Source organism: Candidatus Polarisedimenticolia bacterium, from assembly GCA_036001465.1.
Classification (GTDB): Bacteria; Acidobacteriota; Polarisedimenticolia; order Gp22-AA2; family Gp22-AA2; genus Gp22-AA3.
The window spans coordinates 1-19,190 of record DASYUH010000114.1 but is presented as its reverse complement, the minus strand read 5'-3'; the positions used below and the strand labels follow the sequence as shown (position 1 = coordinate 19,190).

Below are 19,190 nucleotides of genomic sequence, written 5' to 3'. Positions count from 1 at the left end.
TATGCTATCCGCCTCCCTTTGGAAAGCCAGAAATGGACGGGAACGACTCAGCCCGAACCACGCAGGGACCGCCGCCGCACTCGCCGAACGACCGCCTCGATTCCTGGAAGGAGATCGCCGCCTATCTCCGCCGCGACGAGAGCACCGTGCGCCGCTGGGAGAAGGATGGTTTGCCCGTGCACCGGCACCGCCACAAGCTTCGGGCTGCGGTGTTTGCCTACAAATCGGAACTGGATGCCTGGTGGAAGAATGCCGAGCACGAGGCCCCCGAATCGCGTCCAGTACCCGACGCGGAGCCGGGCCACGACGCCACATCGCGACTACCCGCCGCGCTGGCGGCTCTTCTGGTGGCCGCGATCGTCCTCGGCTCCGGTGTCTATTGGATCTGGTACGCGCGCGGGGCTCACGCCCCACGGAACGTCATGTTGGCGGTGTTGCCTCTGCAGAACCTGAGCGGCGATCCCAACGAAGAGTACTTCAGCGACGGCCTCACCGAGGAGATGATCACCCAGCTCAGCCGCCTGCAACCGGACCGGCTGGGCGTGATCGCGCGCACCTCCACGATGCAGTACAAAGGAACCGCGAAGCGGGTGGATGTAATCGGTCATGAGCTCCACGCGGACTATCTCATGGAAGGAAGCGTCCGCCGCGCCGGCGGGGAGGTACGCATCAGCGTGCAACTCATTCGGATCTCCGACCAGACGCATGTGTGGGCGGAGAGCTATCAGCGCGAAGCGCGCGACATCCTCACGTTGCAAAGCGACATCGCCCGGGCGGTGGCCGACGCCGTCAGTCTCAGGCTCACGCCGCGGGAAAGGGTGAATCTCGCGAGCGCCGAGCCGGTGAATCCCGCGTCCTATCAACTCTATTTACGCGGGCGGTACTTGTGGAACCAGCGCACCGAAGAAGGGCTGCAGAAGAGCATTACCTATTTTCAACAGGCTCTCATCGCAGATCCCTCCAGTGCGGCGAGCTATTCCGCACTCGCCGATGCCTACAATGTTCTGGGGAACTGGGGCATGGTTCCTCCCAGGCAAGCCTATCCTCAGGCCAAGGCCGCCGCCAGCAAAGCCATCGAGCTGAATGCGCGCCTTGCGGAGGCGCACATCGCCTTGGCCTACGCGATTCATCTGTACGATTGGAACCGGCCGGCCGCAGAGGCAGAGTTCAGGAAGGGCCTGGAGCTGAATCCGAACTACGCGCCCGGTCATCAGTGGTACGCAGTCTTTCTGGCGTCCGAAGGCCGTTTCGAAGAAGCGGTGGCGCAAATCACACGGGCACGCGAGCTCGATCCCCTGTCTCTCATCATCGGCGACGTTGTCGGCTGGATCTATTCACTGTCGCGCCGGAACGACGAGGCGATCCAGGAGTTTCGCAAGGCGATTGAGCTGGAGCCCAGGTTCTATCCGACTCACTACGATCTGGGATTGACGTATGTGGCAATGGGGGAGTACCAACAAGCCATTGCAGAGCTCGAGCAGGCTCGGTCGCTCGCGGGCGACACGCCACGTACTCTTTCGGGTCTCGCGTACGCCTTTGCGATGGCTCACCAACAAGGCCGTGCCAGAAAGTTTCTCGACCGGTTGCAGAAGCTTTCCACGCGTCGATACGTCCCTCCTTTTGACGTCGCTCTGGTTCATGCCGCATTGGGCGAGCGCGATTTGGCCTTCATCTGGCTCGACAAGGCCTATGAGGATCGACACCCGTGGCTGGTCATGCTGAAGGTCACGCCAAAGGTCGATAGCCTGCGTTCCGACCCGCGTTTCGAGGCGTTATTGGAACGCATCGCTGCGTCCTCGACCCTTGTCACGGCACCGGGCACTGGATCGCGCTAGTAGCCGAATGAGTCGGAAACCCATCCTTCAGCTCTGCCGGTGGGTACTCCTTCTCCAAAATATCTCCAGGACTGGGGAGGACTCAGAACTCCAGAGCACAACGAATTGACCACAAGGCAACGAGTTTCCAGCGAGTTCCGACGAAAGTCGCGCGCCATCAACCAGTTAGCGTTCTGAGGCGGCGCGGGTTCGACTCCCGCCGCCTCTACAAAAATGCGGCCCCCCTCCTCCTGTCCGTAAGGTTCGCAAGATCGCGAACACGACTGCATGGCCCGGCGCCGCTGCCGTCTCGATCGTCATGGCGCTCTCCATGTGGCCTATCACAGAGGCGCCCCGCTGACCGACCCTTCTCAACTGAGATCAACGAACCGAGTGACCTGCGACATGAACCCTGCTAAGCTTCCAGACATAAGATCCCTGCGTAGGGAGGATCCCAATGAACCTGCTTCGTCTCATCCGACCCTTGAGTCTGGCGGGTGGCCTCGCGCTGCGGTCCGACCGATGCCCTGGTGGCGTTCTTCCGCGGAGGTGGGCGATGAACAGAAGAGCGTTGCAGACCGCGGCACTCCTGCTGGTGACTCTGGGACTGGCGGCGGGGGGGACTCTGGCTGACCCGGCGAAGGGCGCGCCGGTCAAGACGCCGTTGCAAGTGACCTACTTCTTCCTGCCCGGCTGAATGGTGTGCGCGAAGTTGAAGCCCGCCGTGAGCGGGCTCGAGCAGGATTTCCCCGGACAGGTGAAGGCCAAGAACGTCGACGCCACGACCCCTGAAGCAAAGACGATGATCAAGGAACTCGGTTTCAAAAACCACGGCCTGATGGTCCGATCGGCCGACGGCAAACTGCTCCACAAGCAGCCGGACCACTCCGTCGATGTCGACGCCGCCCGCAAGGCGATCGCCGAGATCCTCTACCCGAAGAACTGAAGCGCCCTCGTCCTGGCAGCGCGGCTAAAAATCGCGCCAGACCTCATTGCCGCCCACGACCGTCCAGACCGCGCGGACGTCCCTGATCTTTTCGGGCGCGATCGTGAAGAGGTCGTCGGAGAGCATCACCAGATCGGCGTACTTGCCGGACACCAGGGACCCGCGATTCCCTTCCATGAAGTTCGCCCAGGCCCCCGTGATTGTGTACGCCTTGACGGCCGTTTCGGGATCGATGGTCTGCCCGGGCACCCAGCCTCCCTCCGGACGGCCGTCGAGCCCCCTGCGCGTAACGGCGGTGTAGATGCCGATCGGCGGCTCCATCTCCGCCACGTTCCAGTCGCTCCCGAACGCCAGCGTCGCTCCGGAGTCGCGCAGACTGCGGAAGGCCCAGGCATATCTCCAGCGCTGCGGCCCCACGGCGCGCGCCCACTCCGCCGAGAGATCCGGCGCACAGTGGCGCGGCTGCATGCAGGCGGTCACACCGAGACTGTGAAAGCGCGGCACGTCGGGCCCGCTCAGGCATTCGACGTGCACGATCTCGTGACGCGAATCGCGCGTCCCGTTCGCTTTCCGCGCTTGTTCGTAGGCATCGAGCGCCGTGCGGATCCCGCGATCGCCGATGGCGTGCGTGAAGATCTGGAATCCGAGCCGGTCCAGGCGGGCGACGACCCGCTCGAACTCCTCGGGCGGGTAGAGCGTGTCCCCGCGTGCCCCGGGACGGTCGGCGTACGGATCGATCATGGCCGCGGTGCGCGGCTCGATCACGTCGTCGATGTAGAGCTTGACCGCGGCGACGCGGAACCAGTCGCTCGCGTGTCGATCCCGAGCCTCGGAGAATCTCGCGATCTCGTCGTCACGCGTCCCCCGGCGATGGAACAACGCGACCTGAAGCCGCAGCGGGAGCCGGCCCTCCTGTTCGAGCCGTGCATACAGCGGCAAGGTCTCGAGGTAGGTCTGGGGCTCTACGATCGTCGTGATCCCCGCGCGAGCGGCCCTCCGCATCAGGTCCAGGACGCGCTCCTCCGCGCCTTCGGGCGAGTGCGAGGGCAGGTGCCTCCGCAGATCGACCTCCGCCTGCTCGGAGAGACCGGCGCTCCCGAATCCGATCAGGATCCCGGTCGGCTCGCCGGTCCTGGGATCGCGCTCGATGCCCTCGGCGAAGCTGACGGTCCGTGTGCCCTTCGTGATGCTGAACGCCGCCAGCGCCTCGCGGTTCAGCCAGACCGTGTGGTAGTCGTACGCCACGAGGAAGGCGGGGCGTCCCCGCGTCAGCCCGTCCAGATCCGCCGCCTTGGGGAGCCTGCCCTGCGGGAACGCGGAGTAGTTCCAGCCGTCCATCTCGATCCACGTCAGATCGGAGTGGCTGTCGGAGAACGCCCTGATCTGCGCCCGGATCTCCTCCGGCGACCGGCCCGTGATCCGACCGACGTTCGGATCGTTGCCGAGGCCGACGTGGAAGTGGCTGTCGATGAAGCCGGGCAGGAGCAGCCGCCCTCCGCCATCGACGACGCGCGTCTCCGCGCCGACGAACCGCTCCGCGTCGCCATCCTGGCCGACCCACAGGATTCGGTCGCCCTTCACCGCGATCGCGGAGGCGCGTGGCGCCGCCTCGTCCATGGTGTGGATGGTGGCGTTCCGCAAGATGAGATCGGCCGGGGTCGTCCGGCCGGAACGCGAGCAGCCGGACAGATCGAGCACGAGCGTCAGCCAGGCCCCCGCGGCACGACTCTTCATTGTTTCTCACCGCGACGAGGCCACGAGGGCCGTGGCCGCGAAGACCCGGATTCCTTAGTGTCAGTAACGGCGCATCAATAGATGTCGCCGCGCGACGAGCTGAGCGCGCCCGCTTCAGCGGTCAGGGTGTAGCTGATTCCGCCGTGGCCGGACCATGTGTCGACGTCGAAACTGTCGCCCGGGCCGATGCGGTAGACTGCGATGTTCCGGTACGTCAGTGGCGTCTTCGGCTGGCACACCTCGGGCGGGCCGGGCGTCCGCAGGAAATAGACGAACGGCGTCGGGTGGGTGGGAGTGGCCAGCACTTCGGCCGTCCCGTTCGCCGGATCGAGGTGAAGCGACGTCTCGCGATCGGCGGCGATGGCGCGCCCCTCCGTGGTCCAGCCGTCGTTCACGAGCCGGGCCAGGAAGGCGATCGTGCGTCCCATCCGGTCTCTCTCCTGCAGGTGCTGATCCGTGATGATGCCGCCCAGCTTCGGCAGATGGAGGAAATCGCGGACCAGAGTCAGGTCGCGGTGGAACGGGTTCGCCAGCCCTTCGGCCGAGGTCAGGCTGCTGGCGCTCAAGGCGCCGTAGACGAATTCGCTCATCACCGCCATCCCAGCGCTGGTGCCACCGATCGGCGCCGGCTTCGCGGCGACGTGGTGAATGGCGTCCTCCACCGGCGTCCCCTTCCAGAAGTCGACGTAGTACGACTGGTCCCCGCCCGCGATGAACAGCGCCTCGGCGTTGCGGATGGTGTCGATGACGAACGGATCGAACGAATTGTTGCGGTTCTTGAAGACGATCGTCGCGACCGAGTCGCAGTGGCACAGGTCGAAGATGTATGGGTTGTAGGCGTCGGTGCCGAAGGCGCGGATCACGACGAAGTCTCCGCCGCCGGACCGCTGGCCCATGCGCACGAAGTTTTCGTCGACGTCGGTGCCGCCGCCCTGCAGCACGAGCAGGCCGCTGGTCGGCGTGACCACGTCGGCAGGATTGCCCACGACGAAATAGTTCCAGCTCTGGGGAGCGGCGAAGCCGGGAAGGGACACGAGCAATGAAAGGCAGGCTACTCCGAAGGCGGTCCGGACGACCCTGAGCGTCATGGCAGGCTCCTTATGGGATTGTGCCCGTATGGTGCCACAAAGCGGGCGTCGCGCGCTACGGAGTTCCCCGAAGAGCGAAGGGACCCTCAGGCGCGATCGGGCCGCCCCCGAGAGGCGGACGGCGTCCTAGCCCTCGACTCTCACCGCGACAGGCGCCTGGAGCCGAAGCGCGAGCCGGGTGCCGGATGGGACGATGATCTCCTCGCCCTTCGTCCCGGCCGCGATCGCCGTGCCGGCCGCGCCGCCGACGACGGCGCCGAGGGCCGTCCCCTTCGCGTCGTGATCGCGGTCCAGGATGCGGCCCAGGATCGCTCCGCCGGCGGCCGCGCCGCCGATCGTGGCGGCGTCTCTCCTGGTTTCGCTTTTCCCTTCCCGGGAAAAGCCCGCCAGGATGGGCGTCTCGCCCGAGGGGAGCTCCACCGAGCTGAACTCCACACGCAGCCTGGCACGCCCGCCGATCGCCTTGAGTCCCCGGGCCTCGGCCACCGTGCCGCTTACCGTCGAGCCGGCGGGGATGACCACCTTGCCGTCCACCACGACATCCTGGTTCACCTGCGCCTTGACGGCGTCGCCCGGTGAGCTGGCGGCGCTCGACACCGTGTCGAGCAGCTTCAGATCCAGCCTGGTCCCTGCCGGGACCGTCTTCTCAGTCATCGGACGTGATCCACAGCCGTACGAAAGCGCGAGGACTGCCGCCAACGCCATGGTCAGCGTGATCTTGTGCATGCGGGGACCTCCTTTCGATGTGGATGAACCATGGTGCCACGAGAATGGCGGACAGGCAAGGTTGCCTGGAAGTTCGACCAACCCGGGGCCTGGATCAGGGGGTGGCTTCTGGCTCTCCGTGCCGGCGTTGCGGCTGGACCAGCCCTACGCGGCGAAGCAGGTCCGAAAAACGAGGGTCCGCGCGCAAGTTCGCAAATCGAGGGTCGACTCCAAGAAAGAGAATCCACTGAGAATGGTCCTGGTACGCGTTCTCCAGGAGGCGAAACGCCTCATCTCTTTCGCCCAAAGCAGCGTGGATGGTCGCGACCCAGTAATCTGACACGGGCTCCTTCTTTGATGTCTCTTGAACCTCACGAATGACTCTCCGGGCGTCTGCAGTCTTGCCCCAGAGCGCATAGACCTGACCCAGTGCCACGAGGGCATTGGTATGGGGAAATTCGCTCATCACCTTCTGCAATTCAGTATAGGCTTCCGAGTACATCTGCTTCTGCTCATACGCGAACGCCAGTGAACCACGGGCCTGCCAGAAACCGGGATCCATTTCAAGGACCTGCCGGTACTGCTCAATGGCTTTGTCCGGTTGTCCCATGTAGCGATAGATGTCGCCGACATAGACAGTGTTGATGAACCAGATCGGGTCCAGTTGCGCGGATTGCCTCGCCTCGATCAACGCCTCGTCGAGACGTCCCTGCATCGCCACGAATATGCCGAATGATTGATGCGCTCCAGCGAAGTTCGGGTCCAGCTCCAGGGCTCGTCGGAACTCCCTGTTGGCTTCCGAGAAGTTCCAGTCCTGCAGGTCAATCTCTGCCATGGCCTCATGAGCCGCGGGCGAGTTGTCATCGAGGTCGATCGCCTTCAAGGCCGCGGCCCTCGCCTTTGGCAGCCCCTCGTGGGCCGAAGCGAGGCCGTAGCCGCTCAAATGAAGATAGCCATTCGCCACCGCGGCGTACGGCAAGGGGTCTGTCGGGTCCTTGGCGATCGCCTGCTGGTAATAGTCGATCGCCTTCTCAAAGCCAGCCTTGTTACGCTTGTTCCAATAATACTGGCCTTGAAGAAACAAGCGGTAGGCCTCCGGGTCGACGTGCCGCTGGGCGGGTGGGGGAGTGTCCGGTGTCAGCCGTCCTTTGATTGCTTCGGTGATGGCCCGCGCCACATCGTCCTGCAGCGAGAGTACATCGCGCAGGTTTCGTTCATAGGTCTCGGCCCAGAGCTGACGCTCTGTACGCGCGTCGATCAATCGTGCGGTGATGCGTACGCGCTCGCCAGATTGAAGCACCGCGCCCGCGACCACGGCATCGACCTTCCACTCGCGGACCATCTGGGAGATGGGCTTGTCGAGGTTCTTGTCCGGCGCTGCCGAAGTTCGTGAAATGACCCGGAATGCACCGACCTTTCCCAAATCGGTGATCAAGGCCTCGGTCATGCCCTGGGCGAAGTACTCCTGGTTCGGATCACCGGAAAGATTCGCAAGGGGCAACACGGCCAGAGACTCGGGGGGCGAGAGGCCGGCGAACCCAGGCCAGCGCCCGTGCCGGCCTCCCACTATCCATGTCAGGAGAGCAATGGATAGGAGGACGAGCGCTCCGACCGGCCAGAGCAACCAGGGGTGCCATCGAGCTCTCCGGGTCGGTGTCGCCCGCAACGCAGCGGGAATGCTCAATCGCTGCAAATCGACGACCAATTCTTCGGCCGATTGGTAGCGCCGCTCTGGCTGCTTGTCGAGGGCCTTCAAGATGATGCTCTCGAGCTCCGGCGACACGTGACGATTGAGCTCGCGGGGCGGTTGAGGCATCTGATGCAGAATCGCATCGATCAACAGGGACGGAGTGTGCGCTTCCGCAAAGGGTCGGCGACCAGTCGCCATTTCGTAAAGTATGGTTCCCGCACTGTAAATGTCGCTCCGCGCATCGGCCTCGTTGCCGCTCAATTGCTCGGGCGCGGCATATGGGAGCGTGCCTCGAAATGCCGTGTCGTTGGTCAGAGTCTGGATTGTGGCGGCCTGACTCGTGGGGTGCAGCAGCCTGGCGATGCCGAAGTCGAGGATGGTCAGGGAACCGTCGGGCGAAACCTTCAGATGACCCCGCTCCTGTGAGCGGCCGCCAGTCCGTCGGCCAGTTGCACGCCGAGGGGAAGGAATTCCGGCTCCGGCAGCCGACCGAGTGCGAGCTTCTGGTCCAGAGTGATTCCAGGGATCAGCTCCATCACCAGGAAGTCCACGCCCTCCTGCGAATCAAAATCAAAGATGGTGGCGATGCGATGATGGCTCAGTCTGGAGAGAGTGAGGGCTTCCCTGTGAAACCGCTTGCGGGCAGCTTCATCGCTGATGGAACCCGTCGGAAGCGCTTTGAGAGCGACTTCGCGATCCAGGCGTCCATCATGGGCGCGATAGACCACACCCATTCCGCCTTCGCCGATCTGCTCGAGGATCTGATATCGCCCAAGCGCACGACCTACTAATTGGGATGGCGCGGCCATGTGTTCGGAATGGTAGGCGTGGTTCGGGGTGGAGTCAACGCGATAGGACCGCTCCTGCCGCGGATGCCGCAGAAACAGGTTGCCACCGGCCGATGTGGTCGTATACTTCGCGCAGCCATTTTCGACTCGGCCCGATGGGTTCATGCCGATTATGACGGGGACGGCCCTCCGGCGGACACCCGTTCTGACGCTGTCGCTGGCGCTGGTGCTGTGGCCGGCGCGAGCGTCCGCGACCGCGGCCCCCTCCGGGGCCGGAATCGTGCCCCTGGCGCCGTGCGTCGATACCGACGTCGATTTCGTCTGCGACAGCCAGGACAACTGCGCCGGACTCCCGAACCCCGACCAGATGGACAGCGATGGCGACGGCCTGGGGGACGCCTGCGACACGTGTTCCGATTCCGACGGAGACGGGGTGGGGGACACCTGCCTCGCCGCGAGCGACTGCGGCGTCGACAACTGCATCGCCGTTCCCAACGTCTCCCAGGCGGACACCGATGCCGACGGAGTGGGAGACGCCTGCGACCCGTGTCCGTTCGCTCCGCAAAACGACGCGGACCGCGACACGGTCTGCGAGGGGCTTGACAACTGTCCGGCGACGTACAACCCCGACCAGAGCGATGCGGATGGCGACGGACCGGGCGACGCGTGCGACAACTGTCCGGGGATCGCGAACCTCGGCCAGTCGGATGCGGACCGCGATCTCAGCGGCGACGCGTGCGACAACTGCCCGTCGTTGTGGAACGCGTCCCAGATCGAGTCCGATGGGGATGGGGTCGGGGACGCCTGCGACAACTGCGCCGGTGCGTGGAACCCGGATCAGAAGGACGGCAACGGCGACGGCGCGGGGGACGCCTGCCAGCCGCGGCTGGCCATCTCGGAGATCGTGCAGGATGGCGGCACCGATCTGGAGGTCAGGCTCCTGGCGGCCGATCCGCAGGACGAGCCTTTGAGCGGCACGATTGAAATACGCCCGGGCGGCGTCGCGTCGCTCACGCTGCAGGACGCGGGCTTCCCCGTGATGTGCGGCTTCGGCTACCACCCCGACGGCGTGCCCGGGGAGGGAATCGCCTATGTCTCCGGTTCGACGAGCAATCCGCTCCTGTTCGACCTGGATGCGTATGGGGGATGCGTCGACGGCCAGCACGATTTCGAGCTGGCGTTCGGGATGTGCGGCCATACCCTGACCGAGTTCACCGACCTGGTGGCTCTGAGCGGCCTGACGCTGCCGGCGCCGTTCTGCCTGCGCCGGCTGGGCCAGGAGGAGCCACGGTACGACCTCACCGTCCGGCGCGCGGAGCCGGGATTCATGGAGGCGGAGATCGCCTCGGGGAGTCCCGCCCTGCGACAATCGTTCGTCGCGGGATTGCCGTCCGTCATCGACATCTCGGCCCTCGTGCCGGACGCGGCCTACACTCTGGTGATCGAGGCGGCGGACGGATCCACGCCGCCGGTCCGGGATCAGATGATCTTCTGGCACCAGGCCGAGACGGCCCTGGTGTTCGCGCCCGCTCCGCAGGCGGTGATCGCGGCGCCGGCGGGCCTCGAATGCGAGGCCGCCCTTTCGGCCACCGCGATCCTGGATGCGACCTCCTCGGCGGCCCCGCCCGCGGCGTCCGGAGCCAACTCGATCGCGTCGTACGAGTGGTTCAGGAACTTTGGCGCTCCGGGCCAGGCGCTGCTCGGGACGCAGGCGATCCAGCCGGCCATCCTGCCGCTCGGCGCCAGCCGGATCACGCTGCGCGTCGTGGATCAGCAGGGGTCGGTCGACACGGCCGAAGCCACCGTGACCGTCAACGACACGGAGGCCCCGACGCTGAGCCTCGGCAGTGTTCCCTCGGTCCTCTGGCCTCCCAACCATCGGCTGGCCGCGGTGCGGCCGGCGTGGCAGGTGACCGACCGCTGCGACCCGGCTCCGAACGTGGTCCTGTCGGAGGCCGGGAGCAGCGAGCCGGCGGACGCGATCGGTGACGAGGACGGACGCACCAGCGTCGACGTCGCCGGCGCCGATTTGGGGACGCCGGACTTCGCGCTCCAATTCCGGGCGGAGCGTTCGCGCACCGGGCCCGGGCGCGCCTACCGTCTGCTCTACACGGCCTTCGACGCCTCGGGGAACGCCGCCACGGCGGCCGTCGTGACGACCGTCCCCCTGGACGACGGTCGCGGGCCCGAGCCTCTCCAGATTCGCCTGCTGACCGATCCCGCGCCCGGGGCCACGCGGCTGGACTGGGACGCCGTGCCGGGAGCGCTGGCGTACGACGTGATTGCCGGGGATACGGCCGCGCTTTCGGTGCAGGGGGACCGCGTCGACCTGGGAGGGGTCCGCGTCCTCGCGCGTGCTTGGACCGGCACGTCCTGGAGCGAGGATCCGGCGGCTCCCTTGCCGCTCGCCGGTCAGGCGTTCTTCTACCTGGTCCAGTATCACGATGTCTCGGGACGCAGCGGGTTCGGCAGCGAATCGGTGTTCTGGGAAAGGGAACCGGTGTCCTGCGTCGGAGGGTGCCCATGAAACGTACGGTTCTTCTGCTCGCGATGGCGCTTGGCGGAGTGATCGGGTCGGAGGCCGCGCCCACCCCGAGCGAGTGCGGGCCGCAGCTGGGGTGCTCCGACCCGCGCGGCTGCCCCAACCTGCGCGTCGATCCCCGGAGCCTCCTGAGCACCTTCATCCAGGTCTGGAATTTCTTGCCGACCGACTGCGCCGTGGTTGAAGGGGACGTCGTCGCGGGAACGCGGCGGTTGATCAGCTTCGAGAGCATCCTGCCGAATATCGGGCCGGGGGACCTCGCAGTCGGCAGGCCGATCGATCACCTGGGGTTGTTCGAGTATCAGTCCTGCCATGATCATTACCACCTGCGCGGCTACGCGGGCTACCGGCTCTGGACGCCGGCCGGCTACTCCGATTGGATCCAGCTGCGGGCGGCCAATCCCGACGTCTGTTCCAGCGACTTGCTGGCCGCGCACCCTCCCGTGGCGAGGGAGATGATCGCCGGGCGGAAGGAGGGGTTCTGCGTCGTCGACGTCGAGGAGGTCTGTCCGGCGGGACGGCCGTACCGCTATGTTGACTGCGACCTGAACCAGGGGATCTCGGTCGGATGGTCCGACATCTACAGCGCGTTCACCGAAGGACAGTGGATCGACGTCACCAGTACCGTCCCGGGCACGTACGTCCTGGAGATCGAAGTGAACCCGCTGCGCCTCGTCACCGAGACGAACTACCTGGACAACGTCGCCGCGAAGGTCGTCACCATCCCGGCCCCTTGACGACTCCAGCCCCAGGAAGTGGCGGGTTGGGCCGGATTGGCCGCCGCCGATGCTTCTGGGATGCAGCACCGACCTGACGTTTCGCTGGTCGGGTTGCGGCCTTGAGCGTACCGTCAAAGCGTACTTCCTCGCCGCACGCGCCGGGCGCACCTTTCACGGGCTGTGCGAATCCGGCTCGATTCTGGCTCGCCCGTTGTGCAGGGGGCCGGAGTGGCGGGTGACGAGTAGCGGATAGAGGCCGGCGGATCCCATCCGCCCGCGATACCCGGAGCGCCCCCCGTCACGTCAATCCTCCCCGGCATGCGAGCAGGGCCCAAGGCGATTGAAGGGGGGCCCCACCATGAGGACACCGAGCATTCTGCTGGCAGGGCTCGTCGCGGCGGCGCTGCTGCCGTGGACGAGCGATTGGGCGCAGGAAATCACCACCGGCACGATCACCGGAAAGGTGACCGACCCGGCGGGACACGGCATCCCCGGCGCGGTGGTCATCGCAACCTCCGCATCCGGAACGCGCACGGCCGACACCGATGCCGGCGGCAACTACATCCTTCCGTTCCTGCGGCCCGGAGCGTACAGCGTCAGGGTGGAGGCCCCGGGCGGCTTCACGACCGTCATCAGGAACGACGTCACTGTCGGCCTGAGCCAGCGGTCGCAGCTCAACTTCACGCTCGAGCCGGGAAAGACCGAGACGGTCACGGTCACCGGCGAGGCGCCCCTGGTCGACACCAAGTCCACGGGGGCCAGCACCAACATCCGCTACGACGAATTCGCCAACTCGGTCCCGCTCGGGCGCTCCTTCACCGACACGTACGCGGTCGCCCCCGGCGTGGTCAGCGGTCTCGGCACCGGCCAGGGGAACTACTCCATCGGCGGCGCGAGCGGCCTGGAGAACTCGTACCTGATCGACGGGGTCAACGTAACGAACACGGGGTACGGCGGGATCGGCGCCTACAACATCGTCTACGGATCGCTCGGCACGGGGGTCACCAGCGAGTTCCTGGACGAGGTGCAGATCAAGACCGCCGGCTTCGAGGCGGAGTACGGACGGGCGCTGGGCGGCATCATCAACACCATCGTCAAGTCGGGGACCAACGATTTCAAGGGGAGCGTCGCCTGGTATTCCACCCCGGGCGGGGCGCGATCCGACTACACCCGCGTCGATCTCGAGAGCGGCACCTCCAACCTCATCCACGAGGACGTCCAGGACTTCGCCTTCTCCGCCGGCGGCCCGATCCGCAAGGACAAGCTGTTCTACTTCGTCGCCCTCAACCCGGTCGTGACGACCCAGAGAAACCAGGCCAACTCGATCGTGAATCCCGGTTTCGCGGCGGCGCAGGCCGGCAATCCCAGGTTCACCGACGCGGCGCTCGGATTCAACGTCACCGATGCCCAGGCCTTCCCGTCGTCCATCCGGGAGCTGGAGAGGACGAGAACGGCCGACAATTACGCCCTCAAATTCTCCTGGCGGCCCGGCCCGAATCACATGATTGATCTGACCTTCTTCGGCGATCCGGCCACGGGGGATCGGGGCTTCCAGCGGGACACCGCCCCCCAGTTCACCGATTTCGCCACGGGAGGCGGGCAGAGCGAGATCGAGTACGGGTCGAACAACGGCACCTTGAAGTGGAACGGCGTCATCAGCCCGAAGTTCTTCGTGGAGGCCCAGATCGGCCGGCACGTCGGAAAATTCCGGGAGGACTCGGACAAGGACGAGATCCGCTACCGCGACCTGCGCAACAACCTGGAGTTCCGGCGGGGAGCGACGTCCTACAGCCTCGACGGGACCTCGGGCAACACGGCCCCCTTCCTCGCTCCGATCTCTCCCGTGGTGGACTTCCGGGGCGGCGTCGGCTTCATCAGCAACCAGGACGACAAGAGCACGCAGTATTTGATCAAGTTCACCCACATCGCGGGGAACCACGAGATCAAGTGGGGCGTGGAGTACGACGACATCGGCTACCTCGACACGGGCACCTACACGGGATCGTCCTTCAACGTGCAGCTGCCGGTCAGCGACGACGCGGGAGCTCCGGTGGATGCCTTCACCTGCTCCGGGAGCTCCGGGACCTGCTCTCCGGGGCCCGACGGGGTCCAGGACGTCGTCTTCGTCCCGACCCGGGGCGGCGCGCAGGTGGACGTGCGGAACGGAACGGGCGATCCGACGGTCGCCTTCGACAGCGCCAACCGGTTCCGGGTGACCAGGGCCCGGATGGGACCCGCGCTTCCACCCACCTCGGCCAGGGAGTACAACGCGTTCATCCAGGACACCTGGACGATCCAGCCGCGCGTCACCCTGAAGCTCGGCCTGCGCGCCACGCAGGAGACCGTGGGCGGCTCCGGGCGGTTCAGCCTGCCGTTTGCGACCAAGGTGGTCGATGTCGACGGCGTCCCGACGCGCATCTACCAGCCGGGCACTTCGAGCTACCTCCCCAACCGGTACAGCTTCACCGGCAACCTCGCCCCGCGCCTCGGCGTCGTCTGGGACGTCCAGGGGAACGGCAAAAGCAAGGCCTACTTGAACTATGGCCGCTACTTCGAGCGGGTCCCCAACGACCTGGCGGTGCGCGCCTTCAGCAACGAGGTGGGTGTCAGCCTGCAGGAGTTCAACGATAGCGCCCTGACCTCGGCCCGCGTCGCGGCGGGGGGGCTCCCTCCCGGCTCATGCGTCGACGGCTCCGGCGTGGCCAGCACCTGCGATCCGCTGGGGGCCACGTTCACGCAGGGGGTCGAGCCGACGACGGTGGTCGGGGGGGCGAAGCTGCCGTATGAGGACGAGATCTCGGGCGGCTACGCCTTCGAGCTGACGCCGACCTCCTCCCTCGAGGCGCGCCTGGTCTACAGGACGCAGGGGCGCGCGCTCGAGGACACGCAGGTCAACGCCATCGAGCAGATCCAGAATTTCTATTACGGGGTCTCCTACGGCTTCCCGTACGATCCGTTCGGGGGAGTGAACGGCCTGGACCAGGGGGGCGGGGTGGGCCGGAGCATGGCGTTCCCGGCGACCGTCTTCGGTCCGTACGTGCTGGCCAACCCGGGGACCAGCAAGGTGCCGCAGGGAGGGCTCTTCCCGTTCCCCAAGCCGGAGCGCACCTATGAGGCGCTGGAGGTGATCTACAACCGGCGCTTCTCGGAGAACTGGTCGCTCTACGCCAACTACCGGCTGTCCAAGCTCGAGGGAAACTACGAGGGGCTGTTCCGCAACGACAACGGCCAGAGCGATCCGAACATCACCTCGCTCTACGATTTCCCCAGCTCCCCGCTGCTGCAGAGCCAGTTCGCGTCGGGACCGCTGCCGTCCGACGCGCGGCACGTACTGCACGTCTATCCGAGTTATGTGTTCCCCTTCAAGCTGCGGGTCGGAGCGAACGTCACCTGGCAGACCGGCGTGCCGCGCACCTCGATGCTGGCCCACCCGATCTACCAGAATGCCGGGGAGATCCCGGGGAAGGACCCGGTGTACGGCTATTGGGCCGATCCCGGCACCGGCCCGATCATCCGGACGACCTCGTCGCTTTCGAGAGCCCTGACCGATCCGGACCTGCTGAGCAACATCTTCCTGTACAGCTACACCCCGGTGAGGCGCGGCAACCTGGGACGGACGCCGAGCGTCGCCTCCCTCGACCTGCATGCCGACTACCCGATGGACTTCGGGAAGAGCCAGCTCCGGATCATGTTCGACGTCTTCAACGTCACGGATTCGCGCAAGGCGATGATCTACGAGGACACCGTCGAGCTCACGGCCGGAGTGACCGATCCGGACTTCCTGAAACCGATCCAGTTCCAGGTGCCCCGGTCCTTCCGGCTCGCGGCCCGCTGGGAATTCTGACAGGTGGTCCTGGTCGTGGGCGGTCCGCGGGCCGCCTGCGGCCTTGACCTTCCACGGGGTCCCCTGTAGGCTCCCGCAGCCATGCGAGGTCCCGCAGCGAAAGCCCTCATCCTGGCGTCCCTGCCGGCCGTCCTGGCGGCCGGCCGCTCCGCCGCTCCGCCGCCGGCGACCAACCCGGTTCGGATCGAGCGGTCGGTGGTGCGACTGATCAACTATTCCCAGCGGGGAGACTGGTTCTCGCCGTGGGAGGTGACGCAGGTCAGTGAGCTCTCCGGCAGCGGCTTCGTCGTCGCGGGGGGGGCGATCATGACGAATGCGCATGTGGTCAGCGACTCCCGCCTGCTCCTGGTCTTCCTGGATCACGACCCGACCCCCTATCCGGCCACGGTGGCCCACATCGCCCACGACTGCGACCTGGCGCTCGTGCGGCCGCGCGAAGCCGGCCTGCTCAAGTCCGTCCCGGTACTGCCGATCGGCGGCCTGCCCTTTCCGGGCTCGATGGTCGAAACCTTCGGATACCCGACGGGCGGGACCCAGAAGTCGGTCACGCGCGGCATCGTGTCGCGCATCGACGACCAGGTCTACCAGCACTCGGGGATCGACAGCCACCTCACGGTGCAGACCGACGCGGCCATCAATCCCGGCAACAGCGGCGGCCCGGTCGTGCAGGACGGCCGCGTGGTCGGCGTGGCCTTTCAGGCGGTGGAGGATCTCGAGAACGTCGGCTACATGATCCCGACGGAAGTCGTCCAGCGGTTTCTGCGGGACATCGCGGACGGCCGCTACGACGGCTATCCCGATCTCGGGGTCCGGACCGCGGGCATGGAGAACCCGGCGGCGCGCCGGAAAGCGGAGATGGCGGATGGGGAGAGCGGCGTGAGGGTGGACGCCGTCGATCCGAAAGGCAGCAGCGACGGCCTGCTCCGGGAAGGGGACGTCATCCTCAAGGTCGACGGCCGGGCGGTGGCGAACGACGGCACGGTGGAAGACGGAGAACAGCGCATCCCCTTCGGCCTCCTGGCGGACAGGCGGCAGGCCGGAGAGCCGGTGATCCTGCGCGTTCTCAGCCGGGGCCAGCGTGCCGACGTCACGGTGCCTTTGACCCTCTATCCCCCGCACAGGACCCATGCCAACAGCTACGACGTGCTGCCGCGGTACTACGTGTACGCGGGGCTCGTCTTCGTGCCGCTCGAGAAGGAGACCCTCAAGACCTTCGGGGAGAAGTGGTACGAGCAGGGGGACAAGCTGCTCCTCCACGCCTTCTTCGAACAGCCGATCGAGGAGCCGGGATTGCTGCTGCGCGAGCGCGTGGTCCTGCTCCGCAGGCTCGATCATCCGGTGAACGGCGGCATGGCATGGTTCCGGAATGCGGTGGTCGAGCGCGTCAATGGCCGGGCCATCAACCGGCTGGAGGACCTGATCGCGGCGGTGGAGTCGAACCAGGGCGACTTCCACGTCATCGAGCTCGCGCATCACCGGCGGCTCTCGGTCCTCGACCGCAAGGCGGCGGACGAGGCCAACGCGGACATCCTGAGGCAGTACGGCATCGCGAAGGATCGCCGGCTGTGAGTCGCGGCGGCGCGCTCACCGTCCTGCTGCTCTCGATGGCGGCCCTTCCCCCGGCCGCCGCCGCACGGCGCGAGTCGTACGATCTGAACGTCGTCTCCCTGTCCGTGACCTACCAGTCCTGGAACGAGGACCGCCCGTGGGCCAAGACCCGCCCCGGTGTGCGCACCACGTCGGCCGTGGTGGTCGAGGGCCCGCGCCTCCTGACCACCGCGCAGATGGTGGAGGACGCCACCTTCATCCAGGCGGACAAGTTCGGCCGATCCTCGCGGGCCCACCCGCGGGTCTTCTTCGTGGACCGCGAGGTCGACCTGGCCCTGCTCGCCGTCGACGATCCGGCCTTCTTCGCCGATCTCAAGGCCGCGCCGCTGGCCGAGCACACGCCGACGGAAGGCACTCTGCGATCGGTCCGCTGGCGGGACCAGCAGCTGGAATCGGCGGCCTCCCGGGTGAAGGGGTTCCAGGTCGAAGAGTCGAGCCTGGGACACGTCGAGCATCCCTTCCTGACGGTGCAGACCGATCTCAACGCGGGCGGCTGGGCCGAGCCGGTCTTCTCCGACGGGCGCCTGGTCGGCATCACGGTGTCGCAGAATGAACAGCGGGGCCGGGTGATCCCGATCGAGATCGTGGCCCGTTTCCTCGAGAAGGCCTCGCATCCCGGGACGTACCGGCCCTTCCCCGTGTTCGGCACGCTGTGGCAGATCAACACCGATCCCGCCGTCGCCGCCTGGCTGGGTCAGAGCGGCGAGCCGCGCGGCATCGTGATCCGGCAGGTGCCGTGGGGCAGCTCGGGCTGCGGGGTCCTCAAGCCGTGGGACATCCTGCTGTCGATCGACGGGCGGCCGATCGACTCCGAAGGCTACTTCGCCCACCCCCGCTTCGGCCAGCTCCGGTTCCCGGCAATCTTCGTGGTCGATCGCGTCCCGGGGGACGTCGTCGCGATCCAGGTCCTGCGCGGCCGGCGGGTCATCGACCTGAGCATGCCCCTGCGCGCCTACCCGGCGGCTCAGGCTCTGATCCCGTCGCAGAGCGGCCCCGAGCCCCCGCCCTACCTGGTCGCCGGCGGCCTGGTGTTCCGGGAGCTGACCGCGGATTACCTGCGAACGTGGGGGAATGAATGGCCCTCCGACGCCCCCCTCCGGCTCATCGGTCTCTACAACATCGAGCGCTTCGCCCAGGCGCCGGAACGTCGGCGGATCATCCTGCTGAAATCCGTGCTGCCGTCGTCGTACACCATCGGCTACTACGGACTCGAGGACCTTCCTGTCGAGGCGGTCAATGGCCAGGCCGTCGACTCGCTCGAGGACGTGGTCGAGGCGCTGCGACACCCGGCGGGCGGGCTGCACACGATCGTCCTGGCGCCGAACGGCTACCGCCGGGAAATCGTCCTCGGTGCGGAGGGGATGGAGGCGGCCACGGCGCAGATCGTGGAGGAGTTTCACGTCCCGGAGGCGGTGCGGCTCTCCGCCTCCCTGCCATCCGACCCCGGCCCTCCCTGCCCCGGGGACAACTGACCATAGTGGTGCGAAGCTTGTAGGTCTTCTGGTGGTCCGCGGAGCGGACCGATCGAATCTCACTGGCTACGTTGGGAGCAAAAGTGGCGACGTCCGCGTCGGGCTTGAGGTGTCAGTTGGCGTGGATGAGTCGGTGACGGGTGTTGGAGGGGAGCACGGGGGTGAGCCAGTCTCGTCGGTAGAGGTCGCGCCATGCCCTGGGGAGGGTCTCCCGGGCCGGGAACAGGCGCCGGGCCAGGG

The 19,190-nt window shown here is 66.5% G+C and carries 13 protein-coding genes; 8 read left to right on the top strand and 5 right to left on the bottom strand.

All coding sequences use genetic code 11. From position 1 onward, the window contains the following. The first annotated feature begins 32 nt into the window (after positions 1–32). The 3 genes from VGV60_18735 to VGV60_18725 all read left to right on the top strand — a co-directional run bounded on the left by VGV60_18735 (position 33) and on the right by VGV60_18725 (position 2,760). Entirely contained in the window at positions 33–1,835 is a 1,803-nt protein-coding gene (locus VGV60_18735) for a tetratricopeptide repeat protein (protein ID HEV8703314.1), read from the top strand. A gap of 535 nt (positions 1,836–2,370) precedes the next feature. After that, positions 2,371–2,511 carry a hypothetical protein gene (locus VGV60_18730; protein HEV8703313.1) on the top strand — a complete coding sequence of 47 codons (141 nt, stop codon included), beginning with the start codon at positions 2,371–2,373 and terminating at the stop codon, positions 2,509–2,511. Positions 2,512–2,538: 27 nt separating this feature from the next. Further along, entirely contained in the window at positions 2,539–2,760 is a 222-nt protein-coding gene (locus VGV60_18725) for a hypothetical protein (GenBank protein ID HEV8703312.1), read from the top strand. 24 nt (positions 2,761–2,784) lie between these two features. Here the strand turns inward: VGV60_18725 and VGV60_18720 are convergent, their stop codons facing one another. The 5 genes from VGV60_18720 to VGV60_18700 form a co-directional block, all read right to left on the bottom strand. After that, complete coding sequence (locus tag VGV60_18720; protein HEV8703311.1) at positions 2,785–4,494, bottom strand: amidohydrolase; 1,710 nt, start codon at positions 4,492–4,494, stop codon at positions 2,785–2,787. A 74-nt stretch (positions 4,495–4,568) separates the two neighbouring features. Next, entirely contained in the window at positions 4,569–5,582 is a 1,014-nt protein-coding gene (locus VGV60_18715; GenBank protein HEV8703310.1) for a cyanophycinase, read from the bottom strand. 126 nt (positions 5,583–5,708) lie between these two features. Beyond that, positions 5,709–6,236, bottom strand: a complete 528-nt coding sequence (locus VGV60_18710) for a hypothetical protein (protein ID HEV8703309.1) — start codon at positions 6,234–6,236, stop codon at positions 5,709–5,711. 166 nt (positions 6,237–6,402) lie between these two features. Continuing rightward, positions 6,403–8,361 (bottom strand): tetratricopeptide repeat protein, encoded by a 1,959-nt coding sequence (locus VGV60_18705; protein HEV8703308.1) that lies wholly within the window; start codon positions 8,359–8,361, stop codon positions 6,403–6,405. A gap of 20 nt (positions 8,362–8,381) precedes the next feature. Next, entirely contained in the window at positions 8,382–8,930 is a 549-nt protein-coding gene (locus VGV60_18700) for a serine/threonine-protein kinase (GenBank protein ID HEV8703307.1), read from the bottom strand. Between VGV60_18700 and VGV60_18695 the strand changes: the two genes are divergently transcribed. The 5 genes from VGV60_18695 (at position 8,929) to VGV60_18675 (ending at position 18,950) form a co-directional block, all read left to right on the top strand. Beyond that, positions 8,929–11,292, top strand: coding sequence for a thrombospondin type 3 repeat-containing protein (locus tag VGV60_18695; GenBank protein ID HEV8703306.1), 2,364 nt, complete (start codon positions 8,929–8,931; stop codon positions 11,290–11,292). The two genes, VGV60_18700 and VGV60_18695, sit on opposite strands and share 2 nt — an antisense overlap. Continuing rightward, a complete protein-coding gene (locus VGV60_18690) occupies positions 11,289–12,044 on the top strand; it encodes a lysyl oxidase family protein (GenBank protein HEV8703305.1) in 756 nt (251 codons plus the stop codon). The genes VGV60_18695 and VGV60_18690 overlap by 4 nt, the downstream gene beginning before the upstream one ends. 340 nt (positions 12,045–12,384) lie before the next feature. Then, positions 12,385–15,870: a carboxypeptidase regulatory-like domain-containing protein gene (locus tag VGV60_18685; protein HEV8703304.1), complete on the top strand. Its 3,486-nt coding sequence runs from the start codon at positions 12,385–12,387 to the stop codon at positions 15,868–15,870. A gap of 81 nt (positions 15,871–15,951) precedes the next feature. After that, positions 15,952–17,439, top strand: a complete 1,488-nt coding sequence (locus VGV60_18680; protein HEV8703303.1) for a trypsin-like peptidase domain-containing protein — start codon at positions 15,952–15,954, stop codon at positions 17,437–17,439. Continuing rightward, positions 17,436–18,950, top strand: coding sequence for a hypothetical protein (locus VGV60_18675; protein ID HEV8703302.1), 1,515 nt, complete (start codon positions 17,436–17,438; stop codon positions 18,948–18,950). The genes VGV60_18680 and VGV60_18675 overlap by 4 nt, the downstream gene beginning before the upstream one ends. Positions 18,951–19,190: the final 240 nt, after the last annotated feature.

Bases quoted from the DNA above. Each gene is read 5' to 3' on its own strand.
- VGV60_18735 (HEV8703314.1), top strand. From the start codon at position 33: ATGGACGGGAACGACTCAGCCCGAACCACGCAGGGACCGCCGCCGCAC.
- VGV60_18730 (HEV8703313.1), top strand. From the start codon at position 2,371: ATGAACAGAAGAGCGTTGCAGACCGCGGCACTCCTGCTGGTGACTCTG.
- VGV60_18720 (HEV8703311.1), bottom strand. From the start codon at position 4,494: ATGAAGAGTCGTGCCGCGGGGGCCTGGCTGACGCTCGTGCTCGATCTG.
- VGV60_18715 (HEV8703310.1), bottom strand. From the start codon at position 5,582: ATGACGCTCAGGGTCGTCCGGACCGCCTTCGGAGTAGCCTGCCTTTCA.
- VGV60_18710 (HEV8703309.1), bottom strand. From the start codon at position 6,236: ATGACTGAGAAGACGGTCCCGGCAGGGACCAGGCTGGATCTGAAGCTG.
- VGV60_18695 (HEV8703306.1), top strand. From the start codon at position 8,929: ATGCCGATTATGACGGGGACGGCCCTCCGGCGGACACCCGTTCTGACG.
- VGV60_18700 (HEV8703307.1), bottom strand. From the start codon at position 8,930: ATGAACCCATCGGGCCGAGTCGAAAATGGCTGCGCGAAGTATACGACC.
- VGV60_18690 (HEV8703305.1), top strand. From the start codon at position 11,289: ATGAAACGTACGGTTCTTCTGCTCGCGATGGCGCTTGGCGGAGTGATC.
- VGV60_18685 (HEV8703304.1), top strand. From the start codon at position 12,385: ATGAGGACACCGAGCATTCTGCTGGCAGGGCTCGTCGCGGCGGCGCTG.
- VGV60_18680 (HEV8703303.1), top strand. From the start codon at position 15,952: ATGCGAGGTCCCGCAGCGAAAGCCCTCATCCTGGCGTCCCTGCCGGCC.